This window comes from Mesorhizobium sp. P2_C5_2, from assembly GCF_056404535.1.
The window spans coordinates 1,047,076-1,068,257 of sequence record NZ_JBFUDV010000005.1 but is presented as its reverse complement, the minus strand read 5'-3'; the positions used below and the strand labels follow the sequence as shown (position 1 = coordinate 1,068,257).

21 protein-coding genes and 1 tRNA gene are annotated in these 21,182 nt (G+C 61.5%); 5 read left to right on the top strand and 17 right to left on the bottom strand.

The genetic code is table 11. The features are described 5' to 3' along the window. Positions 1-33 precede the first annotated feature (33 nt). Positions 34-831, bottom strand: coding sequence for a hydroxypyruvate isomerase (hyi, locus tag AC1D1B_RS23690; RefSeq protein ID WP_477334796.1), 798 nt, complete (start codon positions 829-831; stop codon positions 34-36). Between the two features lie 11 nt (positions 832-842). Continuing rightward, positions 843-2,624, bottom strand: coding sequence for a glyoxylate carboligase (gcl, locus tag AC1D1B_RS23685; RefSeq protein WP_477334794.1), 1,782 nt, complete (start codon positions 2,622-2,624; stop codon positions 843-845). A 204-nt stretch (positions 2,625-2,828) separates the two neighbouring features. Here gcl and bhcR point away from each other — a divergent pair, with 204 nt between their 5' ends. Next, positions 2,829-3,650, top strand: a complete 822-nt coding sequence (gene bhcR, locus AC1D1B_RS23680; protein WP_477334792.1) for an HTH-type transcriptional regulator BhcR — start codon at positions 2,829-2,831, stop codon at positions 3,648-3,650. 5 nt (positions 3,651-3,655) lie between these two features. Here bhcR and AC1D1B_RS23675 read toward each other — a convergent pair whose 3' ends face one another. After that, positions 3,656-4,012, bottom strand: a complete 357-nt coding sequence (locus AC1D1B_RS23675; RefSeq protein ID WP_181061891.1) for a hypothetical protein — start codon at positions 4,010-4,012, stop codon at positions 3,656-3,658. 124 nt (positions 4,013-4,136) lie between these two features. Here AC1D1B_RS23675 and AC1D1B_RS23670 point away from each other — a divergent pair, with 124 nt between their 5' ends. After that, complete coding sequence (locus AC1D1B_RS23670) at positions 4,137-4,556, top strand: hypothetical protein (RefSeq protein ID WP_477334790.1); 420 nt, start codon at positions 4,137-4,139, stop codon at positions 4,554-4,556. A 57-nt stretch (positions 4,557-4,613) separates the two neighbouring features. Here the strand turns inward: AC1D1B_RS23670 and AC1D1B_RS23665 are convergent, their stop codons facing one another. Both AC1D1B_RS23665 and AC1D1B_RS23660 read right to left on the bottom strand, forming a co-directional pair. Continuing rightward, the gene (locus AC1D1B_RS23665; protein WP_477334789.1) at positions 4,614-4,928 is read right to left on the bottom strand and encodes a BA14K family protein; all 315 of its coding nucleotides are present in this window, start codon (positions 4,926-4,928) and stop codon (positions 4,614-4,616) included. Between the two features lie 261 nt (positions 4,929-5,189). Then, on the bottom strand, positions 5,190-5,357 hold the full coding sequence (locus AC1D1B_RS23660; protein ID WP_477334787.1) for a hypothetical protein: 168 nt from the start codon (positions 5,355-5,357) through the stop codon (positions 5,190-5,192). Positions 5,358-5,515: 158 nt separating this feature from the next. Here AC1D1B_RS23660 and AC1D1B_RS23655 point away from each other — a divergent pair. Continuing rightward, positions 5,516-5,591 (top strand) — tRNA-Thr (locus AC1D1B_RS23655). A gap of 122 nt (positions 5,592-5,713) precedes the next feature. Here the strand turns inward: AC1D1B_RS23655 and AC1D1B_RS23650 are convergent. From AC1D1B_RS23650 to AC1D1B_RS23635, 4 genes are all read right to left on the bottom strand, one after another. Beyond that, the gene (locus AC1D1B_RS23650) at positions 5,714-6,283 is read right to left on the bottom strand and encodes a DUF2569 family protein (RefSeq protein WP_477334785.1); all 570 of its coding nucleotides are present in this window, start codon (positions 6,281-6,283) and stop codon (positions 5,714-5,716) included. 151 nt (positions 6,284-6,434) lie between these two features. Continuing rightward, positions 6,435-7,127, bottom strand: coding sequence for a TetR/AcrR family transcriptional regulator (locus AC1D1B_RS23645; protein ID WP_477334783.1), 693 nt, complete (start codon positions 7,125-7,127; stop codon positions 6,435-6,437). Positions 7,128-7,192: 65 nt separating this feature from the next. After that, positions 7,193-8,620, bottom strand: coding sequence for an amidase (locus AC1D1B_RS23640; protein ID WP_477334781.1), 1,428 nt, complete (start codon positions 8,618-8,620; stop codon positions 7,193-7,195). Between the two features lie 98 nt (positions 8,621-8,718). Further along, positions 8,719-9,747 carry an extracellular solute-binding protein gene (locus AC1D1B_RS23635; protein ID WP_477334779.1) on the bottom strand — a complete coding sequence of 343 codons (1,029 nt, stop codon included), beginning with the start codon at positions 9,745-9,747 and terminating at the stop codon, positions 8,719-8,721. A gap of 685 nt (positions 9,748-10,432) precedes the next feature. On the opposite strand from AC1D1B_RS23635, the gene AC1D1B_RS23630 reads away from it, so the two are divergent. Continuing rightward, the gene (locus AC1D1B_RS23630) at positions 10,433-11,200 is read left to right on the top strand and encodes an NAD kinase (RefSeq protein ID WP_477334777.1); all 768 of its coding nucleotides are present in this window, start codon (positions 10,433-10,435) and stop codon (positions 11,198-11,200) included. Positions 11,201-11,272: 72 nt separating this feature from the next. On the opposite strand, the gene AC1D1B_RS23625 is transcribed toward AC1D1B_RS23630, so the two are convergent. Next, on the bottom strand, positions 11,273-11,953 hold the full coding sequence (locus tag AC1D1B_RS23625; RefSeq protein WP_477334775.1) for an outer membrane protein: 681 nt from the start codon (positions 11,951-11,953) through the stop codon (positions 11,273-11,275). Positions 11,954-12,302: 349 nt separating this feature from the next. Here AC1D1B_RS23625 and AC1D1B_RS23620 point away from each other — a divergent pair, with 349 nt between their 5' ends. Further along, positions 12,303-13,919 (top strand): DEAD/DEAH box helicase, encoded by a 1,617-nt coding sequence (locus AC1D1B_RS23620; protein WP_477334773.1) that lies wholly within the window; start codon positions 12,303-12,305, stop codon positions 13,917-13,919. A 67-nt stretch (positions 13,920-13,986) separates the two neighbouring features. Here AC1D1B_RS23620 and AC1D1B_RS23615 read toward each other — a convergent pair whose 3' ends face one another. The 7 genes from AC1D1B_RS23615 to AC1D1B_RS23585 form a co-directional block, all read right to left on the bottom strand. Continuing rightward, positions 13,987-14,595, bottom strand: coding sequence for a hypothetical protein (locus AC1D1B_RS23615; RefSeq protein ID WP_477334900.1), 609 nt, complete (start codon positions 14,593-14,595; stop codon positions 13,987-13,989). A 228-nt stretch (positions 14,596-14,823) separates the two neighbouring features. Beyond that, positions 14,824-15,474, bottom strand: a complete 651-nt coding sequence (locus AC1D1B_RS23610) for a YiaD family glycine zipper/OmpA-like lipoprotein (RefSeq protein WP_181061880.1) — start codon at positions 15,472-15,474, stop codon at positions 14,824-14,826. Positions 15,475-15,625: 151 nt separating this feature from the next. Beyond that, positions 15,626-15,994 (bottom strand): GFA family protein, encoded by a 369-nt coding sequence (locus AC1D1B_RS23605; protein ID WP_477334771.1) that lies wholly within the window; start codon positions 15,992-15,994, stop codon positions 15,626-15,628. 108 nt (positions 15,995-16,102) lie between these two features. Then, positions 16,103-16,480 carry a hypothetical protein gene (locus tag AC1D1B_RS23600; RefSeq protein WP_477334769.1) on the bottom strand — a complete coding sequence of 126 codons (378 nt, stop codon included), beginning with the start codon at positions 16,478-16,480 and terminating at the stop codon, positions 16,103-16,105. Between the two features lie 267 nt (positions 16,481-16,747). Beyond that, positions 16,748-17,155, bottom strand: coding sequence for a GFA family protein (locus tag AC1D1B_RS23595; RefSeq protein ID WP_477334767.1), 408 nt, complete (start codon positions 17,153-17,155; stop codon positions 16,748-16,750). 165 nt (positions 17,156-17,320) lie between these two features. Continuing rightward, a protein-coding gene (gene prfB / locus AC1D1B_RS23590) for a peptide chain release factor 2 (RefSeq protein ID WP_477267708.1) occupies positions 17,321-18,452 on the bottom strand; the annotation gives its coding sequence in 2 pieces (ribosomal slippage) (positions 17,321-18,385 and positions 18,387-18,452; 1,131 coding nt in all). Positions 18,453-18,661: 209 nt separating this feature from the next. Beyond that, entirely contained in the window at positions 18,662-21,118 is a 2,457-nt protein-coding gene (locus AC1D1B_RS23585; protein ID WP_181061873.1) for a penicillin-binding protein 1A, read from the bottom strand. Positions 21,119-21,182 lie beyond the last annotated feature (64 nt).

Below are 21,182 nucleotides of genomic sequence, written 5' to 3'. Positions count from 1 at the left end.
GGGCGCGAAGGATCGCGACTTCAATTGCAACAGCTAAGCCGCCGCGCTCCCCTGCCCGTTAAGCTCCCTGAACCACCCCAATCCAGCCTCCGTCCCCGCCTTCGGCTTGTATTCCGCCCCAACCCAGCCGGAATAGCCGATGCGGTCTATGTGCTCGTAGAGGAAGGGATAATTGATCTCGCCCGTCCCCGGCTCATGACGGCCGGGATTGTCCGCAAGCTGGATATGCGCGATGCGGCCAAGGTTAGTCTCGATGGTACGGGCGAGATCCCCCTCCATGATCTGCATGTGATAGATGTCGTACTGCAGGAACAGGTTCTTCGAGCCGACGCGGTCGATCAACGCCAGCGCGTGCTCCGAATAGTTCAGGAAGAACCCGGGAATATCGCGGGTGTTGATCGGCTCGATCAAAAGCCTGATGCCGGCCTGCTCCAGTTTCTCGGCCGCGAAAGCCAGGTTCTCGGCAAAGGTGTTTTCCAGCACCGAACGATCGGCACCCTGCGGCGCGATACCGGCGAGGCAATTGATCTGTTCGCAGCCAAGTGCATGGGCATAGCTGATCGCCTTGGCGATGCCTTGCCGGAATTCCGGCACGCGGTCGGGCAGCACGGCAATACCGCGCTCGCCCTTTGCCCAGTCGCCGGCCGGCAGATTGAACAGCACCTGACTGAGGCCGTTCTTCTTCAGCCGCGCCGCGACCACGTCAGGCGCATGGTCGTAAGGGCCGATATATTCGACGCCTTTGAAGCCGGCGCGGGCGGCGGCATCGAAACGGTCGAGGAACTCCTGCTCGCCAAAGAGCATCGACAGATTGGCTGAAAAGCGCGGCATTCTTTTTCTCCCTAGTCGAGCATCACGATCGCCGTCGGCGCGTCCTCATGGTTTTCGGCAAGGTCCTCGAATTCGGTGATCTTGTCGATTTCCGTGCCCATGGAAATGTTGGTGACGCGCTCGAGGATGAATTCGAGCACAACCGGCACCTGATATTCCTTCATCAGCCGCTGCGCTTCCTTGAACGCGCCGGCGAACTCTTCGGGCTTCCTCACCCGCACCGCCTTGCAGCCCATTGCTTCGGCGACCGCGACATGATCGACGCCGTAGCCGGCTTCGGGATCGTTGGCGCGGTTGACGTTCTCGAAGGCCAGGCTGACCTCGAAATCCATGGAAAAACCGCGCTGCGCCTGGCGGATCAGGCCGAGATAGGCGTTGTTCACGACGACGTGGATGTAAGGCAGTTTGTGCTGCGCACCGGCCGCCAATTCCTCGATCATGAACTGGAAGTCGTAGTCGCCCGACAGCGCCACGATGGTGCGGTCCGGGTCGGCGGCGCGCACACCGAGTGCTGCCGGCAGCGTCCAGCCGAGCGGGCCGGCCTGGCCGCAATTGATCCAGTTGCGCGGCTTGTAGACATGCAGGAACTGCGCGCCGGCGATCTGCGACAAGCCGATCGTGGTGACATAGGTGGTGTCGCGGCCGAACGCCTTGTTCATCTCCTCATAGACGCGCTGCGGCTTCAACGGCACCTGTTCGAAATGCGTCTTGCGCTTCATCGTCTTCTTGCGGGCCTGGCATTCCTTCGCCCAGCCTGACCAGTCGCGCAATTTTCCGGCCGTCTTCCATTCGGTGGCGACGTCGAGCAGTATTTTCAGCGCCGCACCCGCATCCGAGACGACGCCGAGATCCGGCGCGAAAACCCGGCCGATCTGCGTCGGCTCGATATCGACATGAATGAACTTCTTGCCCTTGGTGTAGACATCAACCGAACCGGTATGGCGATTGGCCCAGCGATTGCCGATGCCGAAGACGAAATCGGCTTCCAGCATCGTCGCATTGCCGTAGCGATGCGACGTCTGCAGCCCGCACATCCCGGCCATCAGCCTGTGGTCATCGGGGATTGCGCCCCAGCCCATCAGCGTCGGGATGACCGGAACGCCCGTGATCTCGGCGAATTCGATCAGAAGATCGGACGCATCGGCATTGATGATGCCGCCGCCGGCAACGATCAGCGGCTTTTCCGCAGCGTTGAGCATCGCCAGCGCCTTTTCGGCCTGGGCGCGCGACATTGCCGGCTTGAACGGGACAAGCGGCTCATAGGCGTCGATGTCGAACTCGATCTCGGCCAACTGGACATCCACCGGCAGGTCGATCAACACCGGACCCGGCCGCGACGAGCGCATCAGGTGAAACGCCTTCTGCAGCGCCATCGGCACCAGATAAGGCTCCATGACCGTGACCGCCCATTTGGCGACCGGTGCTGCGATCGCGGCGATGTCGACAGCCTGGAAATCCTCTTTGTTCAACCGGGCGCGCGGCGCCTGCCCTGTGATGCAGAGGATCGGGATCGAATCCGCCGCCGCCGAATAGAGGCCGGTGATCATGTCGGTGCCGGCCGGACCGGAGGTGCCGATGCACAAGCCGATATTGCCGGCCTTGGCCCGCGTGTAACCTTCGGCCATATGCGAGGCCGCCTCGACATGCCGCGCCAGGATATGGCGGATCGAGCCCCTCGCCTTCAGCGCCGAATAAAACGGGTTGATCGCCGCGCCCGGCACGCCGAAGCCGCAGGAAATGCCTTCCTTTTCGAGAACGAGAACCGCTGCATCGACAGCGCGCATCCTGGCCATGTCCAGCCTCCGCAAGTTTGTTGGTTGGCTGACAATGCCAGCGCGCCGGCTATTTTTCAATTTTTTCAGAATAATTTTCCATTTATAGGAAATAGCTCCTAGAAATTGATTTAGCTAGCTTTTTCGTTTTTCATGAATCCGGTCCTAGAAATCAGTGAAAAACTTTTTCATTGTGCTTTTGGTGAAATCGGCGACAATGCCGGCATGGAAACCAGTGAAAAACGCCAGCGCGGCCGGCCGCGCGCTTTCAACGGCCCGGCCGAGGCGGGTTCGGTGCAGTCGCTCGACCGAGCCTTGCGCATCCTGGCCATCGTCGCCGAAGGCAGCGGTCTGTCGCTCAGCGAGATTTCGGCGCGCAGCGAGCTCGCCGCGTCCACCGCCTACCGCATGCTGACGACATTGCAGAACCACGGCATGGTCGAGTTCGATACATCAGACCAGTTGTGGTCGATCGGCGTCGAGACCTATCGCATGGGCGCGGCCTTCCTGCGCAGCCGGAAGCTGGTCGACCGTGCCCGCGTGGTCATGCAGGAATTGATGGAAAAGACCGGCGAGACCGCCAATCTCGGCGTCGCCGAGGACGATTGCGTCGTCTTCGTCAGCCAGGTCGAGACGCATCAGGCGATCCGCGCCTTCTTCCGGCCGGGCACGCGCAGCTCCTTCCATGCCTCGGGCATCGGCAAGGCGGTGCTGGCGCAGCTCGAGCCGGAACGCGTCGCCGCCATTCTGCGCAAATCGGGCCTGCAACGCTTCACCGACAAGACGCTGTCGGACATTTCGGCGCTCGCCCATGATCTGGCTGTCATCAAGCATCGCGGCTGGTCGGTCGACGACGAGGAGCGGCACCCCGGCATGCGCTGCGTCGCCGCCGCCATCTTCAACGAATTCGGCGAGCCGATCGGCGGCGTTTCGGTGTCCGGCCCGACCGTGCGGGTAACGCCGGAGCGACTGGACGAGATCGGGCCACTGGTGCGCGACGCGGCGGCGGAGGTGACGAAGATGATTGGCGGACATAAGTCCGGCTGACCTGACTAAGCCCCGACCAGCGCGCTCCTCGCCGACACCTCGAAGACATCGAGCAGAATCGCCAGCCCGACGCCGCAGGCGGTCAGGATGATGCCGGCCATGAAGATGCGGTTGGCGCGTTCGTAGATTGGCCGGCGGAGCGAATCCAGGTCGAGCAGCAGCGACAGCGCCCGCATCTGCAGGGCGATGCCAACCAGGATCGGCACCACGGCAAGCAAATGATGGAGTTGCCACGGTATCGGGTTGGCCGCCCAATGGGTGACGAAGCCCAGCGAGAACGCCAGCAGGATGCCGACTGTGGTGACCGTGCCATTGCGGAAAACCGGCTCGATCAGGTCTTCCTTCGGGTCCTGCTCGTCCAAACCACCCTCCCCTCAATCGGCGCTCGGGTGGCAGACTAGACTTTCGCAAAATCGCTGTACATCGCCGGCCACATGGACGTTGCCCGTCTTGCCGCGGCTTTCGCAGGCATGCAAAAAGGCGAGCATGCGGAAAACGGTCCAGCTTTTGCTCTTCGCTTCGCTTTGCGGTTGCGTGGCGACGACACCGCCGCGACCTGAACCCGCCGCGAGCCAGCGCGCCGATCCCATTGCGGTCTCGCTCGCCCTGGAGGAGACCATCACCATTGGCGTGCGCCAGCGCTTGAAAAACCCGGTAGCGGCAAGGTTCGGAACCATACTTGCCGGCGAGCGCACGGTGAACGGCCGCAAAGAGATCGTGGTATGCGGCTCTGTCGATGACAAGAACGCTGCCGGCGGCTCTGCTGACTATGAGCCTTTCCTTGGCAAGATTTACCCGGATGCCGACAACAGCTTCGGACTCACCGCCATGGGCAACACGCAGCAAGGCGGGATTGTGGATGCCTGCCGCGCGGCAGGGTTGCCGATCGACGCGCAGAAATCCTAGCGCGAATGACGAAAAAGGGGCTGTGGAGCCCCTTCTTCATTGCCTGAAACCGACCTGTTAAAGGTGGCAATAGTGGCGGTAGCCGTCATAGCCGACATAGGTGTCGGAGTACGGATCGTAGCTCGAATAGCGGTTGAGGCAGCGGCGGACGTGCCAGGAGCCACCCTCGTCTTCGTCGACATAGACGGTGCGCGGCTGCTGCTGGTTGAGCAGGCTGCCGAGGACGAAGCCGCCAACGCCGGCAGCGATGCCGATGCCGATTTCGCGGTTGTGGTGATGGCTATGGGCGGCCGAGGGCTGGACGGTGCCGACCAGCGACGTGGCGGCGACGGTGCTGGCGATGAGGGCAGAAGCGATTTTGCGCGTGAACATGATGATCTCCTTGTTTCGTTGGGAGAGGCGATCCATCCGCCTCTTGATCATCTGTCGTTGCGGCGCGGAAAAAGGTTCGAAGGGTTTTGAAGATTTTTCTGGAACCTGAAAAACGCTGCTGCTGCCCAGGTTTTCATCGCTCGGTGAATCTCAACGCTTCGACGGGAAATCCCAGGCCCCTGCTCAGCACCGGCGCCGCCACACGCAAAAAGGGCGGCCGAAGCCGCCCTTTCCAAGAAAAAACAGGGTCTACTCGCTGCCTCACCCCATGCCCGTCACATGCCGCAGCCAGAAGGCCAGCACGATAAAGCCGACGATGGTGGCGACGCCGGTCCAGTCGATTTTGGCGCTCTTCACGTCCTTGATGAGCTTCACCACGAGAAACCAGGCGATGACGACAAGCGGCAGGATGATGAAAAGTCTGATCATGCGACACCCGTTCGATGCGGTTGCACCTCTCCAATATGTAGGGAGCCCATTGGCGGTTTTCAGCATGGCGGCGCCTACCGGCCCGGCGGGGTTCATTAGCAATCGAAAACGGAGTTTTGTCTTTACTGGCGCGGCAAATATGCTAACCGGAGCGCCGTGCCCTTGTAGCTCAGCTGGTAGAGCAGCGGTTTTGTAAACCGAAGGTCGGCGGTTCGATTCCGTCCGGGGGCACCACCCTTCGCTCTTCGAGCTTCGGGTGGCAAGCCACCTGAAGCTCGTTAGACGAAGGAGTGTCCTCCGAAGCCTTGGCGTAGGAGGACTGCTGATGGCCACGCGAAGAGCTGAACTCCTCGCCTTTACTGAAAGGCAGTCGCGATCTCCGCATTTGCCGCAGCCCTGTCGAAGGTGTTTCTGACCCTGACGGAGTTGTAGACATAGGCAACCCAAATTCCGGTCACCACGAAGGAAACTATCGGCTTGACCAGCGCATCTCCCGCAAGAACCTGGCTCACCGGAACCTTGATGAGGGTGGAGATCCAAATAACGTCGACCAGGAACACGACCGGTATTGCAAACCACTGGAGGAGGAACAGCTTCTTGAAACGGGGACTGCGCCGAAACATGGCAATGAGAACAACCAGCTGAAGCACCAGAAATGCCAGCAACAAGGCGATCTCGCCATAAGTCGCCAAGGGACCATTGGGCAGCGTCATGAGCTGCTGATAGCCTTCGATCGAATTGCCGAATTCGGCCAGTGTGCGCAATGGCGACAAGGTCTGACCGATTGCCAGCAGCAAAAGCCACCCTCCAAACCCCACCAGATCAGTCGAATTCTGTGATGGCCTGCGTGCCGACCGGACAGCGAAAAATACGGGCACTCCGATCAGCAGCAGCAGGATCACCCAATGCCAAATTGAAAACTGCATCCGCCCCTCCATCAAACACACGCTAAAGTTGTATCATATTCTGGATTCAACTCAATAGGGACATTGTATGACGCCGGCGTCAGTTGATCGACGGGATTCTGGCGCGCAGAAGCGCGAGGCCGGCTGTCACCTGCGGCAGCGCGCTAATGGATCAAGCCATCAACTCAAAATGCCGTGGAAATGCCTGATGCAGCAGGAGCAGCATGGTCTTGCGCAGCACGTCGGTGTCACGGCTGGACGGATTGAGATGATCCCAATACCAGGCGCCATGAACCAGATAGTTCAGGCTCTCTGACAGAGTGTGGATGTCGACGCCGATGTAACCGCCGCTCTGCGAAATCTCGATCAACAGGTCGCGCGCCTCGGCGGTGTAGGCGAGATCGCTGGGCAGGCCGATCTCGTTGTAGAGCTGCATGCTCTTGCGGTCGCTGGAGAACACGACGAACACCGAAACCCATTTCGGATGCAGGCGGGCAAAGCGCTGCGCGCAATCGACCGCGCCCAGGACCCGCTCGACCGGTGACAGGCCGGGCGCCCGCACCAGCGTCAGCCACAGCGCATCATATTGGTCGCTGAGATACTGCAGCACGGCCCGGAACAGGTTCTCCTTGCTGCGAAAATGGAAGACGACCAGCGCGTTGGACGAACCGACATGCTCGGCGATGCGCTGCATGGTGACGCTGGCCAGGCCCTCATCCGAGATGAGTTCGATGGTGGCGTCGATGATGCGCTGGATGCTCGCTTCGCCGCGTTCGCGCCGGCGGTCCTTGGGCGCAGCGTCGTTTGCCGCGCCCTTGGCTGCCTTGTCTTTTCCCGCATCCGCGGTGGCTTTGCGTTGCGCCATCGTCGTCAGGCCTTTCCTCGGCGAAACATCCCGCCACTGCTTTGGCACGCCGGCTCTTCGCGGACTCAGAGCGACGGGCGTGTCCCCGCGTTCGTGTACCATTGACCCTGAGCCGTCTCATAGGCCATCGCCGCCCGGAAAACATCGGCATCGCTATAGGTGCGGCCGACAATCTGGATGCCAGTCGGCACACCGTTGGCGGCGCGGCCCGACGGCACGGACAGAACCGGACAGCGGCTCAGCATATTGAACGGCGTCGTCATCACCCAACCCAGCGACGGGTTCACTTGCTTGCCATTGATCTCGACCTTGCCTTTGGTCTGGTCGAATTCCGCCGGCACCGCGGGAAGCGCATTGGTCGGGCAGATCAGCACATCGTATTTTTCCAGCAACGGCCCCAGCGTCTGGTACATCCTGGCCGCCACCTCCAGAGTCGCGACAAAATCCGTGGCCTTCGACTTCTGCCCGTCCTCGGCAAATTGTCTGGCGTAGCTGGTCATGTCCTTGCCGTGCTTAGCGAGCAGTGGCGACAGCGAGGCGCCGAACAGATGCTCAAGATAGGCCATCCCGGCCTTGAGCACCTCGTCGCCCCAGCCGAGATCGACCTCCTCGACCGTGGCGCCAAGCGAGCGGAACACGTCACAGGCGGCAAGCGTGTTCTTGCGCACCTCGGGGTCGACCTCAAAAGATCCGAGGTCCATGGAGAAAGCGATCTTCCAACCCTTGATCGGCTTGTAGTCGAGCGGCAGGCGCAGTTTTGGGCGCAGCGTGGCGATGTCGAGCGGGCTCGGGCCGGCCATGACGTTCTGCAACAGGATCGCATCTGTAACATTCCGCGCCAGCGGCCCGGTGTGGCAATAGAAATCGAGGTTGAAGGGCGGCTCGTCCGGGTTGCGGCCGTAAGGCGGCTTGAAGCCGACCAGACCGCAGGCCGAGGCGGGGATGCGGATCGAGCCGGCAATGTCCGAGCCGGTGGCGATCGACGATGTGCCGGAGGCCAGTGTTGCCGCTGAACCGCCGGATGAACCGCCCGGCGTAAAATCCGGATTCCACGGGTTGCGCGTCACGCCCCAGCGCTTCGACCAGGTGTAGCCGGCGCAGCTGAATTCGGGTGTCGCGGTGCGGGCGTGGACGATGCCGCCCGCCTTCATGACACGCTGGTTCATCGTCGAGGTATGGCCGCCAATGGCGTCCTTCGACAGCAGCGAGCCATGCGATGTCGGCTTGCCCTTGATGTAGCTCTCATCCTTGATGCCGATCGGCAGACCTTCCAGCGCCCCGGTTTTGGCGCCTTTGGCGTATTTCGCCTCGGCTTTTCTGGCGAGATCCATCGCCTCGTCGAAATGCGTGAAGGTGAAGCAGTTGATCGTCGCCTTGGTCGCCTCGGCGCGATCGATGGTCGCCTGCATCAGGTCGACAGGCGAAAGTTTCTTCGCCTTGAACAGCCGCAACGCCTCGCTGGCCGGCATGTAGCAAAGGTCGAGATCGGACATCAAAAATCTCCCGCGGCGGCATTACCGCATCTGGCATTGGGGATGGCCGGGCCGCGCTGGGCGGCCCGACGGTTGTGCGTCTGATACGGCTGGCGCTGCTATTTCTGCAGGTCGGTCCAGATTCTGGTGTAGAGCGCCTGGACGTCGGTCGGACAGGCCGGCATGAACTGGCCCTTGTCGGCAAACTCGGCCGGAACGTCCACTTCGGGCGCGCCCTTCATGTCGTCCGGCAGAAAAGCCTCGGAGCCCTTGATGCCATTGGCGTAGCGGGCGAAGGCCGAAATCAGCGCGGCGTTCTTCGGATCCATGATGAAGTTCTGGAAAAGCTTGGCGTTCTCGACATTCTTGGCGTCCTTGAGCACCGCGACATTGTCCATCCAGATCGGAAAGCCCTCTTTGGGATAGCCGTAGACGATCTTGTCGTTTTGCAGCCGTTGGCGCAGTGATATGCCGTTCCAGTTGACGCCGGCGGCAATGTCGCCCCGGCCCAGTCCGTCGACAGCAGCGTAATCGAGCGACAGCCATTTCGCTTTCGCCTCGACCAGCTTGTCATGCACCTTCTTCAGCAGCGCCTTGTCGTCGGTGCAATACTTGCCGCCCTCATAGGTGATGGCGAGGAACATGATGTCTCCCATTTCGGGCACGACATTGATCTTGCCGACGAGCTCCGGCGGCGGGTCGAGGAAAAGCGCCGAGGTGTTCGGGTCGCCGGCATAGACCGATTTGTTGACCGAGATGCCGGTCGTGCCCCATTGCCACGGCACTGAGTATTTGCGGCCGGGATCGAAGGGCACATCGACCCATTTCGGATCGACGTTTTTGAAATTCTCCATCGTGTTGGGATCGGTTTCCAGCAGCAGGCCTTCGCTGATCCAGATCGGCATGACACTGGCCGAGGGCACGACGATGTCATAGCCGGAAGCGCCCTGGCGGACCTTGGCCAAAGCGGTGTCATTGGAATCGTAGTCGGTGACGGTGACCTTGACCTTGTAGGTCTCCTCGAACTTCTTGATCAGGTCCGGGCTGGTGTAGTTGCCCCAATTGTAGATTTGGAGTTCGCCATCGGCGCGGGCAATGCCGGTCATGGCGAGCAGCGCGAGCGCCGTCGCGGTCGATTTCAGGTGCATGCTTATTGTCTCCCATTGTTGGGACCGGCGGGATTGCCGCCTCGAGTCCGTATGTTCCCTTCGTCCTGGTGGCCATTCACCGGCGGATGCCGGCTGACCAACTCGGTATGTTCGCAACGGTATTAATTACTAAACATACAGTCAATATCTTTTTGCTGGCATGGCGACGGGCATCGGTCAGACGTCGACGACGCGTGGTCGATGCCGTCAAACCTACAGATTGTCAGGCAGTGGGTGATGGATTGCAGCCGCGCGGCGGCAGCTCGCTTGCGGCTTCAGCCTACAAAGCGTTTTGCGGGCATGGCATGCCGGGGTCGCCGCAGCGTGAAGCCGTCGGCCTTGGCCTGGAACTCATGTCCTCGGACTGTCGCACAAGTTCGGCGAAGAGAAGCGCGAAACTTCCCAGCATGAGGAAGACGATAATCAGGCGTGTCACCGGCAATAGACAGGTCTCGACTAGCTAGCCCCCCAGCCACCCATCCTCTGCCGGCTAACATGATCGATCGGGCTTTACGAGTGTTTAAGCCCGCTCTTAACCATCACATTCGCCGCACCGGCGACATGAAGCGAGAGAAGCCGATTTTCGCGCTGCCACAGCCGTGGCGGAACCGGATGCTGCCTCCCTTTGCAGATGCGCTTGCCCATGCTACCCCACGCAACCGCCGCCGACCGCCATCGGGAAGTCATGAGCAAAGCCAGTCTCGCCTTCGTCTCCTCCGACACCGCCGATGCCAAGGCGGCGATGGAAAGCCTGTCGGCCCGCTATGGCCAGGCCTCCTTCGACGATGCTGAGGTGGTGGTGGCTCTGGGTGGCGACGGCTTCCTGCTGCAAACCTTGCGCGACACGATGAGCACGGGAAAGAAGGTCTACGGCATGAACCGTGGCACCATCGGCTTCCTGATGAACGAATACCGCGTCGGCGGCCTCACCGAACGCATCGCCGCCGCCGTCGCCGAAACGATCCGTCCGCTGGAGATGCTGGCGGTGACGCATGAGGGCGAGACGGTTTCAGCGCTGGCCATCAACGAGGTGGCGCTGTGGCGCCAATCCTACCAGACGGCAAAGATCCGCATCACCGTGGACGAGCAGGTCCGCATCGAGGAACTGAACTGCGACGGCGTGATGATCGCGACGCCGGCCGGCTCCACCGCCTACAATCTGTCGGCGCACGGGCCGATCCTGCCGCTCGACGCGCCGCTGCTGGCGCTGACCCCGGTCAGCCCGTTCCGGCCGCGCCGTTGGCGGGGTGCCCTGTTGTCCAACAAGGCGACCGTTCGCTTCGATATTCTGGAGCCGGAGAAGCGGCCGGTGAACGCCGCCGCCGACCACACCGAGGTCAAAGCGGTGGCTTCGGTGACGGTCCGGGAATCACTGAGCGCGACGGCGACGCTGCTGTTTGACCCCAACCATTCGTGGAACGAACGCATTCTCGCCGAGCAATTTCGTTACTGAGCCAGCGAAGGACATCCAGAAACGGGCGCTGTCACAGTGCCTCGTTTTTATGGCTATCGCGAGAACGTCGGCCTAGAAATGATAGTTCACGCCGAGCCGAACGGTGTTGAACTTGAACTTGGCCTCGAAACCATCGCCGCCGTTGCCGGTGCCAAAATGGCCTATGCCGAGATCGGTATAAAGATATTCCGCCTTGGCGGACCAGTTCTGGTTGAAGGCCCATTCCACGCCACCGCCGGCAGTCCAGCCGATCTTGGTGTCACTGCCGCACCATTCGTCGCCGGGGCAAAACCCTGACAGTTCTCCCTTTACCCTGCCAACGGCGAGGCCGCCGGCAAGGAAGGGAAGGAAATTTTCCATCGCATATCCGACACGGGCGCGCGCTGTTCCAAACCATTGTGTCTTGAATGTGCAGCTGTCGGTGTCACCACACCCCCAACCATCTCCGCCGTCGCCCGAACCCTTCAGGCCGGACAGCGATAAATCCGCTTCGACGCCCGCGACGACATTGCCGAACTGCTTGTTGTAGCCGATCGTTATGCCGCCCAGAACGCCGTCGTAGTCGATGCCGTCGGAAGGATCACCATCGTCCAGCGCGTGCGTGGTGCCCCAACCATAGCCCACGATGCCACCCAGATAGGCGCCGGTCCAGTCATGGACCGCGGCGACAGGCGTCTCGACCACGGTGTCCGCGGCAAATGCAGGCGTCAAAGCCGCAGCTGCAAATACCACTGCAACGAGAGTGCTTTTCATATTGATTTATCCCCAAGCGAAATCATCTGGCTGGAAATGTGTTCGACGAGGTCTCAAAGTCAATTGCCCGGCTCGGGTTGGAGATTCAGAAACACGAGAATGCACGCCGACGTTGCAAGTTTGCATCATACTAGTTGTGGGTTGGAATCGTGGTCCTCCACAATGGCCGGCGATCGGTGAGGATTAAGCATCGCGATTAGGCTTACGTTTCACAATCGTGCCAATCCCGCCCGTTTCTGTTGACAAATCGTGGGCTTGCGCCTAATCGCAATACCAATCTTGCAGGCACCATGTGCTTGCCGCGACGGATGCCGTTGCGCTTCCCCGAACCAGCCAAAGACAACAACACTTGTCCTCAGACACCACGACCGCTCAAGAAGCGTTGACCTTTTCAGACCTCGGCCTGTCGCCGAAGGTCCTTTCCGCAGTCACCGATGCCGGCTACACCGTGCCGACGCCGATCCAGGCCGGCGCCATCCCGCATGCGCTTCTCGGCAAGGATATTCTGGGCATTGCCCAGACCGGCACGGGCAAAACGGCCTCCTTTGTGCTGCCGATGCTGACACGCCTCGAAAAAGGCCGGGCCCGCGCCCGCATGCCGCGTACGCTGATCCTCGAGCCGACGCGCGAGCTCGCCGCGCAGGTCGAAGAGAATTTCATCAGATACGGCAAGAACCACAAGCTCAACATTGCGCTCTTGATCGGCGGCGTCTCCTTCGACGAGCAGGACAAGAAGCTCGAGCGCGGCGCCGACGTGCTGATCGCGACGCCCGGCCGCCTGCTCGACCACCGCGAGCGCGGCAAGCTGTTGCTCAACGGCGTCGAGATCCTCGTTATCGACGAAGCCGACCGCATGCTCGACATGGGCTTCATCCCCGACATCGAGCGCATCTGCGAAATGATCCCGTTCACCAGGCAGACGCTGTTCTTCTCGGCGACGATGCCGCCGGAGATCACCAAGCTCACCGAAAAATTCCTGCATACGCCGGTCCGCGTCGAGGTTTCCAAGGCAGCATCCGCTGCCACCAACATCATCCAGCGCCTGGTCAAGTCCGGCTCGAAGCCATGGGACAAGCGCGAGACGCTGCGCAATCTGATGAAGGCCGAAGACGCCGAGCTGAAGAACGCCATCATCTTCTGCAACCGCAAGGTCGAAGTGTCGGAACTGTTCCGCTCGCTGTTGAAGTATGATTTCGACGCCGGTGCGCTACACGGCGACATGGACCAGCGCGCCCGCATGCAGATGCTGGCCAATTTCCGCGACGGCAAATTGCGCTATCTGGTGGCATCCGACGTCGCCGCGCGCGGCCTCGACATCCCGGATGTCAGCCACGTCTTCAACTACGACGTGCCGATCCACGCCGAGGACTATGTCCACCGCATCGGCCGCACCGGCCGCGCCGGACGCTCGGGCAAATCCTTCACCATCGCCACCAAGTCGGACACCAAATACATCGACGCCATCGAGCGGCTGATCGGCAACAAGATCGAGTGGCATGATGGCGACCTGTCGACCGTGGTCGCCAGCGAAGGCGGCGAGGACGAAGCGCCGCGCCGTGGCCGTGGCGCCCCGCGCCGCGCTGGCCGCAAGGACGAGGACCGCAAGGCCCATGATCGCAAAGACAGCGGCGAGCGCAAGCCGCGCGAGCGCCACGCCAGGCACAGCGAAGACGCAGCACCGGCAGCGGATGCCGCGCGCGAGGAACAGCCGGCCGTAGCCGAAGCGGCGGTCGCCGACATCGGCGAGCGGCGTCAGCGCAAGGAAGCGATCCGTTCGGAAAACAGCGACCGCAAGGTTTCCGATCGCAACAACGAGAACCGTGCGCCGGAACGCGGCGACACGAGGCCGCAGCGCGCCAGCAACAGCCGCCCTGCCCGCAACAACCGCAGCGGCGAAGACAATGACGGCACCGTCGGCTTCGGCGATGACATGCCGGCCTTCATGAAGATCGTCGCCAAGGTCTGATTTCCAGTTTCGTTTTCGCGAGGCAAGCCGATCACCCGGCTTGCCTGCCGCGATCACATCTGTCCCGTCACATCGGGCCGGGCATCATCTTGGTCGGTTTTTCCAGCATCGGAAACTCGGCCTTGCTGCATTTCACGTTCGGATTCGTCGGACTGAACATGCCGTTCGGATTGTCCCTGAACAGCCAGGCATGAAGGTCGTAGTGGACGAACTCCCTCGGAATGAGCGGATAGTGCCCTTCCATCGGTCCCATGAAGGTCTGGCCAAAGAGTTTTGGAGGTTCCTTGGTGTCTGGCGTCAGGGGCACCAGCCATTCCACGCCAACCAACTTCAAGCCTTTCTTGGTCGGCTCGTAGATCAGCACATTGGGGCGCATCGGATCGAGTTTCTGACCGACACTCGGGACGTTGACGAAATGGATGCCCATGGCACCCTTCGGATAGTCCATTGTGCCGGCGATCTTTTCCCCGCTGAAGTAGACGCACCCGACGGTCGACAGATAAAGGTCGCGGACGGCGGTCGTGTAGTCCTCATATTTGGCGAGCGATTTCTTCAAGGCTTCGATGTCGGCCTTGTTGGCGTCCTCGGCTCGAGCCGTGGCAGCCGCGCACCAGGCAGAGACTAGACTTGTCAAAACGAGGGCGCCGCAACGCCCAAGGCGAGCTGTTTTTGTCATGCATTCCTCCCAGATTTCATGATCTGGCCGTGCAGGACCGGGGCCGATTGCGCGGCCATTTGTACCGCCCCATCCCCTCTGGAACGGCACCAATGCTAATCCTTTCCGAGGTCTCCGGAAAGCAATTATTAGTGAACTCTAATGCTCTAGGTCTTTTGGCTGATCACAGGAGCCAAAAATGAAAACGGCCCCTTGCGGGGCCGCCTTCCCATTTCGATGCCGACCTGATCAGGTAAGCGGCGAAAGCTGGATCTCGACGCGCCGGTTCTGCGCGCGGCCGGCCGTCGTTGCGTTGGATGCGATCGGACGGGTCTTGCCGAAACCGGTGACGGCGAAGCGGCGCGAATCGACGCCCTGTCCCGACAGATAGTTGGCAACCGCCAATGCACGGCGCTGCGACAGGTCGAAATTGTGCTCGTCACCACCGGTCGAATCGGTGTGGCCGAACACGTCGACCGTCGTCTGGCGGAACTTGTTCAGCACCAGCGCCACCGAATTCAGCACCTGGTAGAAGCCGGGCTTCACCGCATCCTGGTCGACGTTGAAGGTGATGTCGGACGGCATGTTGAGGATGATCTGGTCGCCGGTGCGGGTGACGCTGACGCCTGTGCCCTGCAACTGGCGGCGCAGTTCAGCCTCGTTCTGGTCCATCGTCGCGCCGATGGCGCCGCCGGCAAGCGCGCCGATGCCGGCGCCGATCAGCGCGTTGCGGCGGTCATTGCCGCCGGCAAGCAGGCCGAGGCCCGCACCGGCCAGCGCGCCAAGGCCGGCGCCGGCCGCGGTGTTGGAAACCTTCTGCTCCCCGGTATACGGATCGGTCGTCGTGCAGGCGCTCACCAGCACAGCCGTCGCAACGGCGACGAGCACAGTCTTTTTCATAGAAATCGTCCCTCTCCAAACCGCGGCCCTTGCGGCCGCGCATATCAGCCCTTCCACGGGTCTTTGTACATGAAATACGGCGAAAAGCGGAACGGCGAAAGCGGCTTTTCCCCGCTTGCGCCACTCTTCTGCTTCAGTGGTTGGCGCCGACCTACCAGAGGTTCTTGCCGTCGATGACGACCACTTCGACCTTGTCGAGGTCGAAATCGTCGAACAGCCGCGAATTGACTGAGATTTTGGGGTTGTCGAAGTTCGGTTTGCCGGTCGACCAGTCCGGCGTCTCGGTGAAGGTGCCGCAGCCGCAAGTGGCGCAAAACCCGTGTTTGACGGTCTTCGATCCCCAGAGGTAGACGGAGACGTTTTTCGGCGAGCTGGTGAGCTTGAATTGCGACGGAACGTAGTAGGCCCACAGCGAGCCGCGCTTGGAGCAGAACGAGCAGGTGCATTGCGTTACTGTCTCGGGCGCCTGCGAAACCTCGAATGTCGTCGCCTTGCAGTGACAGCTGGCCTTGATGGTCATGTATAGCTTTCCTCTCCATTGCCCGCCGCCCGTGCGGCAAAGGCAACATAAAGGAACGCTCCTGACAACTGTCTGTCAGCTATGGCCGAATGGACGGGCGACTTGCCGTCAGTAGGAACGCGGCGGCACGAACAGGCAGATCGTCTTGCCAGCGTCGAGACCAGCCTGATGCGCGCACCAGTGGAAATCGCCGTCGGGTGAGTCCTTGACCCGCTTGTCGCTCATCGGAACGACCTCCCCCGTTCCGGCGATGACATAACCCTCGGGTTTTTCCAGCACCTCGCCCGTATGGGTGGCGCGGCAGTCGTAGTTTGCACAGCAGGCGAAGGGATAACTCCAGCCTTGCGGTTTCGCCGCCGTCGGCTTGGCGTCATGGGCAAAGGCGGGTGCGGTCAGCACCGCGATCGCGCCGATCACGAACAGAGAAAACAGAAGTCGGCCAGCCGGTTGAACGGCTTTGGCCGATCGGACTGTGGCAGCAGACATGGAAACGTTCCTTTCAACCGAGCATCAAGCGTTTGCTTGCCCGTTCTTGGAACGTGTCTTCCCCGTGGCCGAATCGTCAGGTCGCAGATACGCCGCGTCCGGCCATAAATGCTTTTTCATCCCTCAGCCCGAGATGCTGGGCTGATTCCTTGGTCGGCGCAAGAAGTGCATAGGTACAGTGCCGCACTCGGAGCGCCGACATCTGCCGTCCAAAAGGGTGCGCCGGCTTGGTTAACGAGAGGTTAACGACGCGGGACCCATGAGGCGTTAACCGTCCGAGGCGTGGCCTTCATATTGCGGCAGGTCGTCGGCGATGGTGAACCACGGCGCCTTGGAGCCGACGAAAATATGTGCGGTCGGCCGGATCGTCGGATCGTCGACCAGCGTGCCCATGGCGACATGGACATAGGCGCCGTCGCGGACCAGCGAATAGAGCAACGAGCCACAGCGGCTGCAATGCGCGTCATGGCCGCTGTCGTCGCCGAAATAGATGAGCCCGTGATGCCCTTCGGCAAGCGCGAACTTGTCGCGCTCGATGCCGGCGAAGGGCTTGAAGGCCGAACCCGTGGTGCGCCGGCAGTTCGAACAATGACAGTTCGCGGCATAAAGGAATTCGTCCGCCACCTCGTAGTGGACCGCGCCGCAAAAGCACTTTCCGCTGAGCTTGCGAGCCATGGTTCCTCCTTCGCTCCCCGCCTGAGGATATGTTCAGATTCAGGTCAGGCTGAGCCGAGAGTGGCTGATCCCAAGAACCGGAGCGGAGCGTACTCAAGGACGTGAGCACCGGAAGCGCAGGCATCAGCCATTCGCAGGCCGGCCTCACCTGAATATGGACATATCCTAGTCGAGGTCCGCCACCGCTTCACCAGCACCGCCTTCGATGCGCTGCGACAGCGAGGCTTCCATGAAGTCGTCGAGATCACCGTCGAGCACGCTCGACGGGCTGGTGCTCTCGACGCCGGTGCGCAGATCCTTCACCAGCTGGTAGGGCTGCAGCACATAGGAACGGATCTGATGTCCCCAGCCGATGTCGCTCTTCGACGCCTCGGTGGCATTGGCCACCGCTTCGCGCTTCTTCAACTCTTCCTCGTAAAGCCGCGAGCGCAGCATTTCCCAGGCCTTGGCCTTGTTCTTGTGCTGCGAGCGCTCAGCCTGGCAGGCGACCGCAATGCCGGTGGCGATATGGGTGATGCGGACCGCCGAGTCCGTCGTGTTGACGTGCTGGCCGCCCGAACCGGACGAGCGATAGGTGTCGATGCGCACGTCGGATTCAGAGACGTCGATCTCGATCCTGTCATCGACGACCGGATAGACCCAGATACTGGAGAAGGACGTATGGCGGCGCGCATTGCTGTCATAGGGCGAAATCCGCACCAGGCGGTGGACGCCGGATTCGGTCTTCAGCCAGCCATAGGCATTGTGGCCCTTGATCAGCAACGTGGCGGACTTGATGCCAGCCTCTTCGCCATCATGGACTTCCAGCACCTCGACCTTGAAGCGCCGCCGTTCGGCCCAGCGCGTATACATGCGCAAAAGCATCGAGGCCCAGTCCTGGCTCTCGGTGCCGCCGGCGCCGGCATGGACTTCGAGATAGGTGTCGTTGGCGTCGGCTTCGCCCGACAGCAGCGTCTCGACCTGGCGGGCCTTGGCCTCGCCCTGCATCGAGCGGATGGCTGCTTCGGCCTCGGCGATGACGCCTTCGTCGCCCTCTTCCTCGCCAAGCTCGATCAGGCCGATATTGTCTTCCAGCGCCTGCGTCAGGCCTCTGACCGCCGCGATGCCTTCTTCGAGGCCCTGGCGTTCGCGCATCAGCTTTTGCGCTTCCAGCGGTTCGTTCCAGAGGCTGGCGTCCTCGGCCCGCACATTCAGGTATTCAAGCCGCTTTATGGCCTGATCCCAGTCAAAGATGCCTCCTCAGCAGGGTTATCGCCTGCCTGATTTCGTCGACAATATTCTGCGTTTCCGCGCGCATGGCTTCTGGTTCTGCCCTGTTGTTCTGCTTCTTGTCCGGGATAATGCATGTCGCTCAAAAGTGGTCCCGGTTTTGAGACAACGACATGCATAAACAAAGACCTAAAGCGCGTCGACGCGCTTTAGGCGCGATACATAGGCACGGCACCGCCGCCTGTAAAGCGAAATGGGCCGGCTCAACAAGCCGGCCCATTTCGAATTCTCGCGATGTCAGTAAAGCCCGCCGCCGGGCGCCTGGATGGCTTGCGAAGCCTCCGGCGACAACGGTCCGCCGGCGCCATTGGAGCCGTCGGCGCCCATGCCGATCACCCAATAGCTGTCGGCGGGGCCGGTGCCCGGCTTGAAGGCTTCGATGATGGTGCCGGGATCGCCCGACGCGGCACGCATGCCGGTCTTGCGGTTGATGGCGACCAGGTTCATGCCTTCCGGCACCTTGAAGTCGACATTGGGCGTGCCGTCCAGCGCCACGCGCATGAAGTCCTTGAAGATAGGCGCCGCCAGACCGCCACCGGTGGCGCCATGGCCGAGACCGCGTGGCGTGTCGTAGCCCATGTAGAGGCCGACGACGAGGTTCGGCGTATAGCCGATGAACCAGGCATCCTTCTCGTCATTGGTCGTGCCGGTCTTGCCGGCGATGTGACGGCCAAGTTCGGCGATGGTGGCGCCGGTGCCGCGCTGGACCACGCCTTCCATCATCGAAGTGATCTGGTAGGCGGTCATCGGGTCGAGCACCTGCTCGGAATTGTCGACCAGTTCCGGTTCGGGCTGGTTGTTCCATTCGGACGCATTGCAGCCTTCGCAGCCACGCTCGTCCTGCTTGAACACGGTCTTGCCGTAGCGGTCCTGGATGCGGTCGATGAGCGAGGGTTTGATCGACTTGCCGCCATTGGCCATGATCGAATAGGCCGACACCATGCGCATCACGGTGGTTTCACCGGAGCCCAGCGCCATCGGCAGATACGGCGCCAGATGGTCGTAGACGCCGAAACGCTCGGCATATTCGACCACCAGCTTCATGCCCATGTCGTTGGCGAGCCGCACCGTCATCAGATTGCGCGACTTTTCGATGCCGGAGCGCAAGGTCGCGGGACCGGCGACCGTGCCGTCATAGTTCTTCGGCGTCCATGTCGTGTTGCCGCTCTGGATGGTGATCGGGCCGTCCATGATCACCGAGGCCGGCGTATAGCCATTGTCGAGCGCCGCAGAATAGACGATCGGCTTGAACGACGATCCGGGCTGCCGCATCGCCTGCGTGGCGCGGTTGAACTCCGACTGCGCATAGGAGAAGCCGCCGACCATGGCCAGCACGCGGCCGGTATGCGGATCCATGGCGATCAAGCCGCCCTCCACTTCCGGCACCTGGCGCAGCGTGTAGGCGCCTTCCGAACCCTCGTTTTTCTGCACGAAGATGACGTCACCCGGCTGCAGCACGTCGGCTGGCGACTTGGCCTTGACCGTCTTGCCATCGACCACATGGCGCATGGCAAAGCTCATGTCTTCCTTGCTCACGGTGCCTTCGACGCGTTCCTTGACGATATCACCTGAAATCTGCCGCGTCGGCTGCAGGCCGATGGAAAGACCGGTGTCGGAACTGTCGAGGACGACGGCAAGCGACCATTCCGGAACGTCTTCCAACCCCTTGACCTTGCCTAGCGCAGCGCCCCAGTCGCCGGAAGCATCGATATGCGTCACCGGTCCGCGATAGCCGCGCAGTGTATCGTATTTGAGCAAACCGTTTTGCATCGACTTGCGGGCGATGAGCTGGATCTTCGGATCGAGCGTCGTGCGCACCGACAGGCCGCCCTCATAGAGCGCGTTCTCGCCATAACGCGCGATGATCTGGCGGCGCACTTCCTCGGTGAAATATTCACCCGCGAACAGATAGGAGCCGTTGCGGCGCGGTGTGACGCCGAGTGGCTCGGCTTTGGCCTTGTCGCCTTCCTCGCGCGTCACGTAGCCATTCTCGACCATCTGGTCGATGACCCAGTTGCGGCGCTCGATGGCCCGGTCAGCATGCTTGAAGGGATGGTAGTTGTTGGGACCCTTCGGCAGCGACGCCAGATAGGCGGCTTCCGCGACGGTGAGTTCGTTGACCGACTTGTCGAAATAGGTCAGCGCCGCGCCCGCCACGCCATAGGCGCCGAAGCCGAAGAAGATTTCGTTGAGGTAAAGCTCGAGGATGCGGTCCTTCGAATAGGCCTGCTCGATGCGGAAGGCCAGGATCATCTCCTTGATCTTGCGCTCGTAGGTCTGGTCCGAGGACAGCAGGAAGTTCTTCGCCACCTGCTGGGTGATGGTCGAGGCGCCGACCTGGCGCCTGCCCGAGCCCATATTCTGCAGGTTGACGTAGATGGCGCGGCCGAGCCCGGTGATGTCGATGCCGGGGTGGTTGTAGAAATTCTTGTCCTCGGCCGACAGGAACGCCGCCTTGACCCGGTCCGGAACCGCCTGGATCGGCAGATAGAGCCGCCGTTCGCGCGCATACTCGGCCATCAGCGCCCCGTCGGAGGCATGGATGCGGGTCGTCACCGGCGGCTCGTACTTGGCCAGCACCTCGTAGTCGGGCAAGTCCTTCGACAGATGGCTGATGTATATCGCCACGCCCGCGGCGACCAGAAGCGCCAGCGTTGTGCCGATACCAAAGAAATAGCCGATGAGACGAATCATGCCCGCTCCAGTCCGAGGTTCGGGAATTTCCTAGACGAAGCCGCCTTTCGCGCAAGCTTTCGCA